The following is an 11,786-nucleotide window of genomic DNA, read 5'->3' on the forward strand; positions in this document are numbered from 1 at the left end:
GCCGGCATCCGGCGGGCGTACGCGCTGACGGAGCTGGAGACCGACCCGGAGCGCTGCATGGCCGGGGCGGGCCCGCTGCTGGAGCGCACCGCGGAGCGGCTGGCCCGCGACCTCCTGGTGTGACGGCCGAACGCCGGGAGCCCCGGACGGTGATCCGTCCGGGGCTCCCGGGATGAGGGCCGTGTGGTGTTACGGCAGCTGTGCGGCGCGTGCCTCGCGGCGGTTGTCGCGGAAGGCGTTGACCCTCCGGGCCGTCGCGAACAGCGGGATCATCGCGCCCAGCACGACCTGGAGCGAGCAGCCGGTCTGGAGCAGCGCCTGGCCGCCGGGGGCGTCCAGGGCCCATGCGGCGAGCAGGCCCATGCTGAGGACGATCCAGCTGAGCATCGCCACCGCGAGCCGGCCGCGCGGCTTGGGGTACTCGACCCGGCTCACCATCAGCCAGGCCACCCCGATGATCGCCAGCAGGGTCGGCAGGAACGGCAGCTCCAGCAGCACGATCGCGACGACGGTCAGGGCGCCGAACGGACTCGGCATGCCCTGGAAGATGCCGTCACGCAGGGTGACGCAGGAGAAGCGGGCGAGCCGGAGCACCACCGCGAGCAGGACCACGACCGCCGCGACCACCGACACCCGCTGGTTGGCGTCGTGGGCGACCATGCCCCAGGTCACCACGAAGTACGCGGGCGCCAGACCGAAGCTGATCAGGTCGGAGAGGTTGTCCAGCTCGGCTCCCATCGCCGAACTGCGGAGCTTGCGCGCGACCAGCCCGTCGAAGAGGTCGAAGACCGACGCGAGCAGCATCAGGATCACGGCCATCGCCGCGCTGTGCCGGGCCATGCCGCCGTCGTCGACACCCGTCAGATGCGGGATGAGGACGCCGGTGGTGGTGAAGTACACGGCCATGAAGCCGCAGATGGCGTTGCCGAGCGTCAGCGTGTCCGCTATTGACAGCCGCGTCGACAGCGGGATGTCGTCCTCGTCGTCCTCGGACTCGGGCACCCATCCGGCCTGTGTTTCGGGATCAACCACGGTCAAGGCGAGTCACCCCCGCTGTGGTGGCCTGACCGACCTCGACCGCCGCCTCGACGCCCTCCGGGAGGTAGACGTCGACGCGGGAGCCGAAGCGGATCAGGCCGATGCGTTCACCCTGCTCGACCTTGGTGCCCTCGGGCACGTACGGGACGATGCGGCGGGCCACCGCGCCGGCGATCTGGATCATCTCGACGTCACCGATCTCGGTGTCGAAGTGCCAGACCACCCGCTCGTTGTTCTCGCTCTCCTTGTTGAACGCCGGGACGAAACCGCCGGGGACGTGCTCCACGGACGTCACCGTGCCGGCCAGCGGCGCGCGGTTGACGTGGACGTTCAACGGGCTCATGAAGATCGCGACGCGGGTGCGCCCGTCCTTCCACGGCATGATGCTCTGCACCACGCCGTCGGCGGGGGAGAGCACCCGGCCCTGGGCGATGTCCCGCTCGGGGTCGCGGAAGAACCACAGCATGCCCGCCGCGAGTGCGGTGGCGGGCACGGCGACGGCGGCCCAGCGTCCCGAGCGACGGGAGCGGGCCAGGCTGACCGCCGCCGTGGCCACGGTCGGCAGGAGCCACGGCGACGCACCGCGCGCTAGGCGGACGCGTCCGCAGGGGGCAGAGGATTGGCTGTGGGGCATGGATGACCTTCGTAGCGGAGGGTGCCGCGTAGGGATTCGGGGGACGGCGGCTTTCCCGGGATGCTATCGGTTTCGGGCGGCAACTGGCCAAGAGCCAACGCCATTACGTGGCCGAAGTACGATGACGGGGTGTGATCTTCGTCTAGAGGAAATTACCCCAAAGGGTGCATTCACCCCTGGATCCGGTACTCCTCCAGTAGCCGTCGTCCAATGATCATTTTCTGGATCTCGGCGGTACCTTCACCGATCAGGAGCATCGGGGCCTCGCGGTAGAGACGCTCGATCTCGTACTCCTTGGAGAAGCCGTAGCCGCCGTGGATGCGGAACGCGTCCTCGACCACCTCCTTGCAGTACTCGGAGGCCAGGTACTTCGCCATGCCCGCCTCCAGATCGTTGCGCCGACCGGAGTCCTTCGCGCGGGCCGCGTTCACCATCATCGCATGCGCGGCCTCGACCTTTGTCGCCATTTCGGCGATTTTGAACTGGATGGCCTGGTGCTGGGCGATGGGCTTGCCGAACGTCTGCCGCTGCTGCGCGTAGGAGACACCGAGTTCGAAGGCGCGCTGCGCGACACCGCAGCCGCGGGCCGCGACATTGACCCGGCCGACCTCGACACCGTCCATCATGTGAGCGAAGCCACGTCCGGTCCGTCCGCCGAGGACACGGTCGGCGGGGACGCGGAGACCATCCATGATCATTTCGGTGGTGTCCACCCCCTTGTAGCCCATTTTCTCGATCTTGCCCGGAATGGTGAGACCGGGCCGGACCTCGCCGAAGCCCGCCTCCTTCTCCACCAGGAACGTCGTCAGCGACTTGTGCGGAGCGGTCCCCTCCGGGTGCCCCTCGTCGGTCCGGCACAACACCGCGACCAGCGTCGATGTGCCGCCGTTGGTCAGCCACATCTTCTGCCCGTGCAGCAGGAAGTCGTCGCCGTCACGCACGCCCTTGGACGAGATCGCCGCCACGTCGGAACCCAGCCCCGGCTCCGACATCGAGAACGCGCCACGGACCTCGCCCGTCGCCATCCTGGGCAGGAAGTGGTCCTTCTGCTCCTGTGTGCCGTGCTGCTTGAGCAGGTACGCCACGATGAAATGGGTGTTGATGATGCCCGACACGCTCATCCAGCCGCGGGCTATCTCCTCCACCGTCAGCGCGTAGGTGAGCAGCGACTCCCCGAGACCGCCGTACTCCTCCGGGATCATCAGGCCGAAGACGCCGAGTTCCTTGAGCCCCTCGACGATCCGGGTCGGGTACTCGTCCTTGTGCTCCAGCTCGGTGGCGACCGGGAGGATCTCCTTGTCCACGAAGTCGCGGACGGTGGAGAGGATTTCCCGCTGGACGTCCGTCAGACCCTCGGTCCGTGCCAGTCGTGCCATGACTACTGCTCCTTGACCTCGAACTCCGGGCGGCCGGGCTGCTCCCCGCCGCGCCGCGTGACGTATTCCGCCGTCGGGACCATCACCTTGCGCCGGAACACGCAGACGAGGGTGCCGTCCTGCTTGTACCCCCTGGTCTCGACGTGCACGATGCCGCGGTCGCTCTTGGACCGCGACGGCGTCTTGCCGAGCACCGTGGTCTCGCCGTAGAGCGTGTCGCCGTGGAAGGTCGGCGCCACGTGCCGCAGCGACTCGATCTCCAGATTCGCGATGGCCTTTCCGGAGACATCGGGGACGGACATCCCGAGAAGGAGCGAGTAGACATAGTTCCCGACGACCACGTTCCTGCCGAAATCCGTGGTCTTCTCGGCATAGTTGCTGTCCATGTGCAGCGGATGGTGATTCATCGTGAGCAGGCAGAACAGATGGTCGTCGTATTCCGTGACGGTTTTCCCCGGCCAGTGCTTGTACACCTCGCCGACGGTGAACTCCTCGTAGGTACGGCCGAACTGCATCGCGCTCACGCCTCCGGTGCTTCGAACGAGGTGGTACGGGTCATGCCGGCGGCCCGGCCCTTTCCGGCGATGACCAGCGCCATCTTGCGGCTGGCCTCGTCGATCATCTCGTCGCCGAGCATCGCGGAACCCTTCTTGCCGCCCGCCTCGGAGGTGTGCCACGCGTACGCGTCGAGGATCATCTCGGCGTGGTCGTAGTCCTCCTGGGACGGCGAGAACACCTCGTTCGCGGCCTCGACCTGGCCCGGGTGCAGCACCCACTTGCCGTCGAAGCCGAGGGCCGCGGCGCGCCCCGCCACCCGGCGGTAGCCGTCGACGTCGCGGATCTGGAGGTAGGGGCCGTCGATCGCCTGGAGGTCGTGGGCGCGGGCGGCCATCAGAATGCGCATCAGGATGTAGTGGTAGGCGTCCGCGTCGTAGCCGGGCGGCTGCTCGCCGACGACCAGGGTCTTCATGTTGATCGAGGCCATGAAGTCGGCCGGGCCGAAGATGAGGGTCTCCAGACGCGGCGAGGCGGCGGCGATCTGGTCGATGTTCACCAGGCCCTTGGCGTCCTCGATCTGCGCCTCGATGCCGATCCGGCCGACCTCGAAGCCCATCGTCCGCTCGATCTGGGTGAGCAGCAGGTCCAGGGCGACGACCTGCCGGTCGTCCTGCACCTTCGGCAGCATGATGCAGTCGAGGTTCTGCCCGGCGCCCTCGACGACGGTGACGACGTCCCGGTACGTCCACTGGGTGGTCCAGTCGTTGACCCGCACCACACGGGTCTTGGAGCCCCAGTCGCCCTTGTTCAGCGCGTCGACGATGGTGTGCCGGGCGCCTTCCTTGGCGAGCGGGGCGCAGGCGTCCTCCAGGTCCAGGAAGACCTGGTCGGCGGGGAGACCCTGGGCCTTCTCCAGGAAGCGGGGGTTGCTGCCGGGGACGGCGAGGCAGGAGCGGCGGGGGCGGTTGACCGACGTCATGCGGGTACCTCCAGAGGGTCGAGCGTGTTCGCTGTGCGGATCTCGTCGACGATACGGCCGATGATCTCCGTGATGCCGAAGTCCTTCGGCGTGAAGACGGCCGCGACCCCGGCTTCCCGGAGCGCGGCGGCGTCGGCGGACGGGATGATGCCGCCGACGATGACGGGGATGTCGCCCGCGCCGGCGCGGCGCAGCCGGGCCAGCACGTCCGGCACCAGCTCGGCGTGCGAGCCCGACAGGATCGACAGCCCCACGCAGTGCACGTCCTCGGCGACGGCCGCCGCGACGATCTGCTCCGGGGTCAGCCGGATGCCCTGGTAGACCACCTCGAAGCCGGCGTCCCTGGCCCGTACCGCGATCTGCTCGGCGCCGTTGCTGTGCCCGTCGAGGCCGGGCTTGCCGACCAGCAGGCGCAGCTTGCCGCCGCCGAGGTCGGCCGCGGTCCTGGCGACCTTCTCGCGGACCGCGGCCAGCGGGCTGCCCGCCTCGGCGGTGACCGCGACCGGCGCGCCCGAGACCCCGGTGGGGGCCCGGAACTCGCCGAAGACGTCCCGCAGCGCCCAGGCCCACTCGCCGGTCGTCACGCCCGCGCGGGCGCAGTCCAGGGTGGCGCCGAAGAGGTTGCCGACACCGGCCGCGGTCTTCTTGAGGAGGGACAACGCGTCCTGGGCGGCCGCCTCGTCGCGGTTGTCGCGCCACTCGTGCAGCGCGCGCACCACCCGTGCCTCGTTCGCCGGGTCCACGGTCATGATCGCGGTGTCCAGGTCGGCGGTGAGCGGGCTCGGCTCGGTGGACTCGAAGCAGTTGACGCCGACGATCTTCTCCTCGCCGGCCTCGATCCTGGCCCGCCGCTCCGCGTGCGAGGACACCAGCCGCGCCTTGAGGTAGCCGGACTCGACGGCGGCCATCGCGCCGCCCATCTCCTCGATCCGGCCGATCTCGGCCAGGCACTCGGCGACGAGGGCGTCCACCTTGGCCTCGACGACGTGCGAGCCGGCGAAGAGGTCGTCGTACTCCAGCAGGTCGCTCTCGTGCGCCAGCACCTGCTGGATGCGCAGCGACCACTGCTGGTCCCAGGGACGGGGCAGGCCCAGCGCCTCGTTCCACGCGGGGAGCTGGACGGCGCGGGCGCGGGCGTCCTTGGAGAGGGTGACGGCCAGCATCTCCAGGACGATGCGCTGGACGTTGTTCTCCGGCTGCGCCTCGGTCAGGCCGAGCGAGTTGACCTGCACGCCGTAGCGGAAGCGGCGCTTCTTGGGGTCCTCGATCCCGTAGCGTTCGCGGGTGATCGTGTCCCAGATGCGGCCGAACGCCCGCATCTTGCACATCTCCTCGACGAAGCGGACGCCCGCGTTCACGAAGAACGAGATCCGTCCCACCACGTCGCCCTTGCGTTCCTCGGGGACCTGCCCGGAGGCGAACACCGCGTCCAGCACGGCGATCGCGGTGGACATCGCGTACGCGATCTCCTGGACGGGCGTCGCCCCGGCCTCCTGGAGGTGGTAGCTGCAGATGTTGATCGGGTTCCAGCGGGGGATCGCGTGGACGGTGTAGGCGATCATGTCGGTGGTCAGCCGCAGCGAGGGGCCCGGCGGGAAGACGTGCGTCCCGCGCGAGAGGTACTCCTTGACGATGTCGTTCTGTGTCGTCCCCGACAGGCGGGAGATGTCGGCGCCCTGTTCCTCGGCGACCACCTGGTACAGCGCCAGCAGCCACATGGCCGTGGCGTTGATGGTCATCGAGGTGTTCATCCGCTCCAGGGGTATCTCCCGGAACAGCCGCCGCATGTCACCCAGATGGGAGACCGGTACGCCCACCCGGCCGACCTCGCCGCGGGCCAGGACGTGGTCGGGGTCGTAGCCGGTCTGGGTCGGCAGGTCGAACGCGACCGACAGACCGGTCTGGCCCTTGGCGAGGTTGCGCCGGTACAGCTCGTTGGACGCCTCGGCGGTGGAGTGCCCGGCGTACGTCCGCATCAGCCACGGACGATCCTTCTGACGCTCTGTCATGTGTGACCCGTATCCTCGTGGTCCCTGCGCCCTGGCCCTCAGGCGTTCCGGAACCGGTTGATGGCGTCGAGATGCCTGGCGCGCGTCTCCTCGTCGCGCACGCCCATGCCTTCCTCCGGCGCCAGCGCCAGCACGCCGACCTTGCCCTGGTGGAGGTTGCGGTGGACGTCGTACGCGGCCTGCCCGGTCTCGTCGAGGCGGTACGTCTTCGACAGCGTCGGGTGGATCTTCCCCTTGGCGACCAGGCGGTTGGCCTCCCACGCCTCGCGGTAGTTGGCGAAGTGCGAGCCGACGATGCGCTTGAGCGACATCCACAGATAGCGGTTGTCGTACTCGTGCTGGTAGCCGGAGGTGGAGGCGCAGGTGACGATGGTGCCGCCCTTGCGGGTGACGTACACCGAGGCGCCGAACGTCTCGCGGCCGGGGTGCTCGAAGACGATGTCGACGTCCTCGCCGCCGGTCAGCTCGCGGATGCGCTTGCCGAACCGCTTCCACTCGCGGGGGTCCTGGGTCTGCTCGTCCTTCCAGAAGCGGAAGCCCTCGGCGTTGCGGTCGATGACCGCCTCGGCGCCCATCCGCCGGCAGATCTCCGCCTTGCGCTCGCTGGAGACGACGCAGATCGGGTTGGCGCCGCCGGCCAGCGCGAACTGGGTGGCGTACGAGCCGAGTCCGCCGCTGGCACCCCAGATCAGCACGTTGTCGCCCTGCTTCATCCCGGCGCCGTTGCGGGAGACGAGCTGGCGGTAGGCGGTGGAGTTGACCAGGCCGGGCGCCGCCGCCTCCTCCCAGCTCAGGTGCCGCGGCTTGGGCATCAGCTGGTTGGACTTGACGAGCGCGATCTCGGCGAGGCCGCCGAAGTTGGTCTCGAAGCCCCAGATCCGCTGCTCGGGGTCGAGCATGGTGTCGTTGTGGCCGTCGGAGGACTCCAGCTCGACCGACAGGCAGTGCGCGACGACCTCGTCGCCCGGCTGCCAGGAGTTGACGCCCGGTCCGGTGCGCAGCACCACGCCCGCGAGGTCGGAACCGATGACGTGGTAGGGCAGGTCGTGCCGCGCGGCGAGGGGCGAGAGGCGTCCGTAGCGCTCCAGGAACCCGAACGTCGGCAGCGGCTCGAAGATCGACGTCCACACCGAGTTGTAGTTGACCGAGGAGGCCATCACGGCCACCAGCGCCTCGCCGGGCCCGAGTTCGGGTACGGGCACCTGCTCGACGTGCAGGGACTTGCGGGGGTCCTTCTCCTTCGTGGGCAGGCCGGCGAACATCTCGACCTCGTCCTTGTGCACGGTGACCGCGCGGTAGGACTCGGGGAGGGGGAGGGCGGCGAAGTCGGCGCTGGTGCTGTCGGGCGCGAGGATCGCGTCCAGGATCTGGTTCACGGTGTGCCTCCGGCGGATGGGGTCTCCCCCTGCGAGGGCGGGGACGGGACGAGGGGAGGGAACGTCGGGGGTGGTGCGGGGTGGTGCCGTCGGTTCGGCGGGTGGCGCCGCCTCCCGGGCCGCCGCGGGGTGCGGAGGACGGGGAAGCGGCACCTGGCGGCGCCTGTGGGCGCGGGTGGTGCCTGTGACGCAGGCGTCCGGGCGGGATCAGCCGTGCGCGGCTGACTGGGACGGTCCGGCACACGGGGTTCGTGGTGCGCCGGCCGCCCGGACGCCCTCAAGGTATGACACCGCGTGCCAGTCGACAAGACACTGAGTGCCACGAATTGGTCTCATCTGAAAATTGGTGCGCCCAGATGAGCGATGATCGTTCAAAGCGGTGTCCCGCGGGCGTATGACAGAGGCCCCCGGGGCCGTACGGGCGGAACGCCGTACGGCCCCGGGGGCCTTCGTGGTCGGATCAGCGCTTCTTCAGCGCCCGCTCGATCGTCCGCATGACCTCCTCCAGCGGCGCGTCCGTCCGCGCCACCGTCACCAGCACCTCGCCCTCGCGGGACACCGTCGCCGAGGGCTGCCCGTCGGCCGCGCGCCCCGGTCCGATGTTGGTGCCGAACGTCTCCCGGACGATCCCGAAGGCATGGTCGAGCTGGGCCTCCACATCGCCCTGCGCGCCCGCCCGCAGCCAGCGGCGCAGGACGTGGTTGTGGGCGGTCACCACCGCGGACGCGGCGACCTCCGCGAGCAGCGGGTCGTCATGGCCCTCGCGGTGCGCGTCCTCGTCGAAGTGCCCCAGCAGGTAGCGGGTGAACAGCCGCTCGTAGCGGGCCACCGAGGCGATCTCCGCCTCCCGCAGGGTGGGCACCTCGCGGGTCAGGCGGTAACGGGCCACCGACACGGCCGGCGCGGACGCGTACATCCGCATGACCTCCTTGATGCCCCGGCAGACCGTGTCGAGCGGGTTCTCGTGCGCCGGGGCGGCGTCCAGCACCGCCTCCGCCCGCACCAGGGTGTCGTCGTGGTCGGGGAAGATCGCCTCTTCCTTGGAACGGAAGTGACGGAAGAACGTGCGCCGGGCGACGCCCGCGGCGGCCGCGATCTCGTCGACGGTGGTGGCTTCGTAACCTTTGGTCGCGAACAGCTCCATCGCCGCCGCCGACAGTTCGCGGCGCATCTTGAGCCGCTGGGCGGCCGCGCGGCGGGTGCCGGGAGTGCTGGTCTCGGAAGCGTCGGACGGCTGCGGGCGAGCGGGCTGGGACATGGGGGGAAGGTACTGCATATTCCCCCGCCCCGTGGCATCCGCTGCGCGTGCCGGGCCGCCGGCCGGGGGCGGGCCGCCGGAGGGCTCCAGCAGCCCGCCCCAACCGCCCCGCCTCCCGCGGGCGGGGCGCCGCCACGCGTCAGCGCCGGGCGTACTCACGGAAGCCGCGCCCGGTCTTGCGCCCCAGGCAGCCCGCCGCGACCAGATGCTCCAGCAGCGGCGCCGGGGCCAGTCCCGGATCGCGGAACTCGGCGTGCAGCACCTTCTCGATCGCCAGCGACACGTCCAGGCCGACGACGTCGAGGAGTTCGAACGGCCCCATCGGGTAGCCGCCGCCCAGCTTCATCGCCGCGTCGATGTCGTCGGGCGAGGCGTAGTGCTCCTGCACCATCTTCACGGCGTCGTTGAGGTAGGGGAACAGCAGCGCGTTGACGATGAACCCGGCGCGGTCGCCGCAGTCCACCGGATGCTTGCGGACACGCGCGCACACCGCCCGCACGGTGGCGTGCGCCTCGTCGCCCGTCAGCACCGTACGCACCACCTCCACCAGCTTCATCGCCGGTGCCGGGTTGAAGAAGTGCATCCCCACGACGTCCCCCGGCCGCGAGGTGGCGCGGGCACAGGCGATGACCGGCAGCGACGACGTCGTGGTGGCCAGCACGGCACCGGGCCGGCAGACCGCGTCCAGCGCCGCGAACACCTCCTGCTTGACCGCCAGGTCCTCGGCGACCGCCTCCACCGCCAGATCGACGTCCGCGAACCCGTCGAGCGAACCCGCCGGGGTGACCGCCTCCAGCGCGGCGTCCCGCGCCCCGGCCGTCAGCCGCCCCTTCTTCACCGAACGGTCCAGCGACGCCGCGATCCGCGCCTTGGCCCGCTCCGCCTTCTGGCGGCTCCGCGCGGCCAGCACCACCGCGAACCCGGACACCGCGAACACCTCGGCGATCCCGCTCGCCATCGTCCCCGAGCCGACGACCCCGACCCGGCGCACCTCACGGCCCCCGGCGTCCGCCCCGGCCACGTCCGGCGTCGCCGCGTCCGGCACCACCGTGCCGCTGCCCGGCGCCTCGTACGTGTAGAAGCCGCGCCCCGCCTTGCGGCCGGTCAGCCCCGCCTCCGCGAGCTGCCCGAGCACCGGCGCCGGGGCGTGCAGCCGGTCGCCGGACGCCGCGTACAGCGCCTCCAGTACCGTGCGCGCGGTGTCCACCCCGATCAGGTCGAGCAGCGCCAGCGGGCCCATCGGCAGCCCGCAGCCCAGCCGCATCGCCGCGTCGATGTCCTCCCGCGTCGCGTACCGGGACTCGTACATCGCCGCGGCCCGGTTGAGATAGCCGAACAGCAGGCCGTCGGCGACGAAACCGGGGCGGTCGCCGACCGCGATCGGGTCCTTGCCCAGCTCGCGGGCGAGCGCGGTGACGGCGGTGACCGCGGTCGGCGCGGTGAGCACCGAGGACACCACCTCGACCAGCTTCATGGCGGGCGCCGGGTTGAAGAAGTGCACGCCCAGCACCCGCTCCGGGCGCTGCGAGCCGGCGGCCAGCCGGGTCACCGACAGGGCGTTGGTGCCGGTCGCCAGGACGGTGTCCGGCCGCACCACCTCGTCCAGTCCGGCGAGGACCCGCCGCTTGAGCTCGTAGTCCTCGGGCACCACCTCGATGACGAGATCGGCGTCCGCCGCGGCGCTCAGGGCGGACGCGGTACGGAACCGTGCCAGGACGTCCTGCCGTTCCCGCTCGGTGAGCCGTCCGCGCGCGACGGCGCGGGCGGTCGAGGCGCTCAGCGCCTCGGTGGCCGCACGGGCCGCGGCGTCGTCGGTGTCGATGCCGACGACCTCACGGCCGGAGAGGGCGAGCACCTCGGCGATGCCGGTGCCCATGGTGCCGAGGCCGACGACGGCCACGGTGGACAGGGGGAGAGGGGAGGCGCCGGGTGAGAGGTCTGGGGTGGACTGACGGTCCATCGCGGGACTCCAGAGGGTGTTCCCCCGACGGGCGGGGGAGAAGTGACGACTGAGGAGTGACCGCCCATCGGGGCCGGACGCGGCACACGGCGGCCACCGGCGGCAAGGCCGCGGGCGGCCGCGGCACCATGAACGGCGCCGGGCGGGAGGCGGAGGCGCGGCGGGCCCTGTCCCGGGGCCGTGCCGTGCGCTCCGTACGGAACGAGCGAGGTCGTGCGGTGCGTGCCGAACCGACGTCACGCGGGGCGGCCGCGTCACCAGGCCGCCCGAGCAGGGGTGCTGCTCGTCCACGACGTTAACCCGTGGGTAAGGAGAACACCAGGGGTGGCACCGGTCATTAGGCTGTGGCGCAGGCCACGTGGGGCGCACCGGGGCCCCGGCGCGAGGGGAGCGGCACATGGAAGAGGAATTCCGTGAACTGACGGACCGGGTGCGGACCGAACTCCGTTCCCCGCAGGACCTGGTGGCCTACGAACGGCTGCTCGCCCTCGCCCGCAAGGACACCCCCACCGCCCACGAGGAACTGGCCGCCGTACTGGTCGCCGTCGAACGCCCCCTGTGGGCCCGCGAGATCGCCGCCTACGTCCTCGGCGGCGCCGGCGACAAACGGGCCTTCGAAACCCTCGTCCTGCTCCTCAACTACCGCGACCCGGTGCGC

At 70.8% G+C, this 11,786-nt stretch carries 9 protein-coding genes and 1 pseudogene; 1 reads left to right on the forward strand and 9 read right to left on the reverse strand.

The window, feature by feature from the left end; translation table 11 throughout:
* Nucleotides 1–189: 189 nt before the first annotated feature.
* From pssA to AC51EU_RS20480, 9 genes are all read right to left on the reverse strand, one after another.
* Nucleotides 190–1,038 carry a CDP-diacylglycerol--serine O-phosphatidyltransferase gene (pssA, locus tag AC51EU_RS20440; RefSeq protein WP_496268454.1) on the reverse strand — a complete coding sequence of 283 codons (849 nt, stop codon included), beginning with the start codon at nt 1,036–1,038 and terminating at the stop codon, nt 190–192.
* A complete protein-coding gene (locus tag AC51EU_RS20445; protein WP_496268455.1) occupies nt 1,025–1,672 on the reverse strand; it encodes a phosphatidylserine decarboxylase in 648 nt (215 codons plus the stop codon). Before AC51EU_RS20445 ends, pssA begins: the two co-directional genes overlap by 14 nt.
* Before the next feature lie 170 nt (nt 1,673–1,842).
* A complete protein-coding gene (locus AC51EU_RS20450; protein ID WP_496268456.1) occupies nt 1,843–3,048 on the reverse strand; it encodes an acyl-CoA dehydrogenase family protein in 1,206 nt (401 codons plus the stop codon).
* Between the two features lie 2 nt (nt 3,049–3,050).
* The gene (locus tag AC51EU_RS20455; RefSeq protein WP_496268462.1) at nt 3,051–3,563 is read right to left on the reverse strand and encodes a MaoC family dehydratase; all 513 of its coding nucleotides are present in this window, start codon (nt 3,561–3,563) and stop codon (nt 3,051–3,053) included.
* Nucleotides 3,564–3,568: 5 nt separating this feature from the next.
* Nucleotides 3,569–4,525: an HpcH/HpaI aldolase/citrate lyase family protein gene (locus AC51EU_RS20460; protein ID WP_496268457.1), complete on the reverse strand. Its 957-nt coding sequence runs from the start codon at nt 4,523–4,525 to the stop codon at nt 3,569–3,571.
* Nucleotides 4,522–6,534, reverse strand: coding sequence for a protein meaA (locus AC51EU_RS20465; protein WP_496268458.1), 2,013 nt, complete (start codon nt 6,532–6,534; stop codon nt 4,522–4,524). The genes AC51EU_RS20460 and AC51EU_RS20465 overlap by 4 nt, the downstream gene beginning before the upstream one ends.
* Before the next feature lie 38 nt (nt 6,535–6,572).
* Nucleotides 6,573–7,910, reverse strand: a complete 1,338-nt coding sequence (ccrA, locus tag AC51EU_RS20470; RefSeq protein WP_496268459.1) for a crotonyl-CoA carboxylase/reductase — start codon at nt 7,908–7,910, stop codon at nt 6,573–6,575.
* A gap of 460 nt (nt 7,911–8,370) precedes the next feature.
* Nucleotides 8,371–9,168, reverse strand: coding sequence for a TetR family transcriptional regulator (locus AC51EU_RS20475; protein WP_496268460.1), 798 nt, complete (start codon nt 9,166–9,168; stop codon nt 8,371–8,373).
* Nucleotides 9,169–9,307: 139 nt separating this feature from the next.
* The gene (locus tag AC51EU_RS20480; RefSeq protein WP_496268461.1) at nt 9,308–11,128 is read right to left on the reverse strand and encodes a 3-hydroxyacyl-CoA dehydrogenase family protein; all 1,821 of its coding nucleotides are present in this window, start codon (nt 11,126–11,128) and stop codon (nt 9,308–9,310) included.
* 397 nt (nt 11,129–11,525) lie between these two features.
* Here AC51EU_RS20480 and AC51EU_RS20485 point away from each other — a divergent pair.
* Nucleotides 11,526–11,786, forward strand: a pseudogene (locus tag AC51EU_RS20485) (HEAT repeat domain-containing protein); the annotation flags it as partial.

Source organism: Candidatus Streptomyces philanthi, assembly GCF_059553635.1.

What these genes read in the sequence shown, in the direction of transcription:
- AC51EU_RS20475 (WP_496268460.1), bottom strand. Translation starts at nt 9,168, where the DNA reads ATGTCCCAGCCCGCTCGCCCGCAGCCGTCCGACGCTTCCGAGACCAGC.
- AC51EU_RS20460 (WP_496268457.1), bottom strand. Translation starts at nt 4,525, where the DNA reads ATGACGTCGGTCAACCGCCCCCGCCGCTCCTGCCTCGCCGTCCCCGGC.
- AC51EU_RS20455 (WP_496268462.1), bottom strand. Translation starts at nt 3,563, where the DNA reads ATGCAGTTCGGCCGTACCTACGAGGAGTTCACCGTCGGCGAGGTGTAC.
- AC51EU_RS20445 (WP_496268455.1), bottom strand. Translation starts at nt 1,672, where the DNA reads ATGCCCCACAGCCAATCCTCTGCCCCCTGCGGACGCGTCCGCCTAGCG.
- AC51EU_RS20450 (WP_496268456.1), bottom strand. Translation starts at nt 3,048, where the DNA reads ATGGCACGACTGGCACGGACCGAGGGTCTGACGGACGTCCAGCGGGAA.
- AC51EU_RS20465 (WP_496268458.1), bottom strand. Translation starts at nt 6,534, where the DNA reads ATGACAGAGCGTCAGAAGGATCGTCCGTGGCTGATGCGGACGTACGCC.
- AC51EU_RS20480 (WP_496268461.1), bottom strand. Translation starts at nt 11,128, where the DNA reads ATGGACCGTCAGTCCACCCCAGACCTCTCACCCGGCGCCTCCCCTCTC.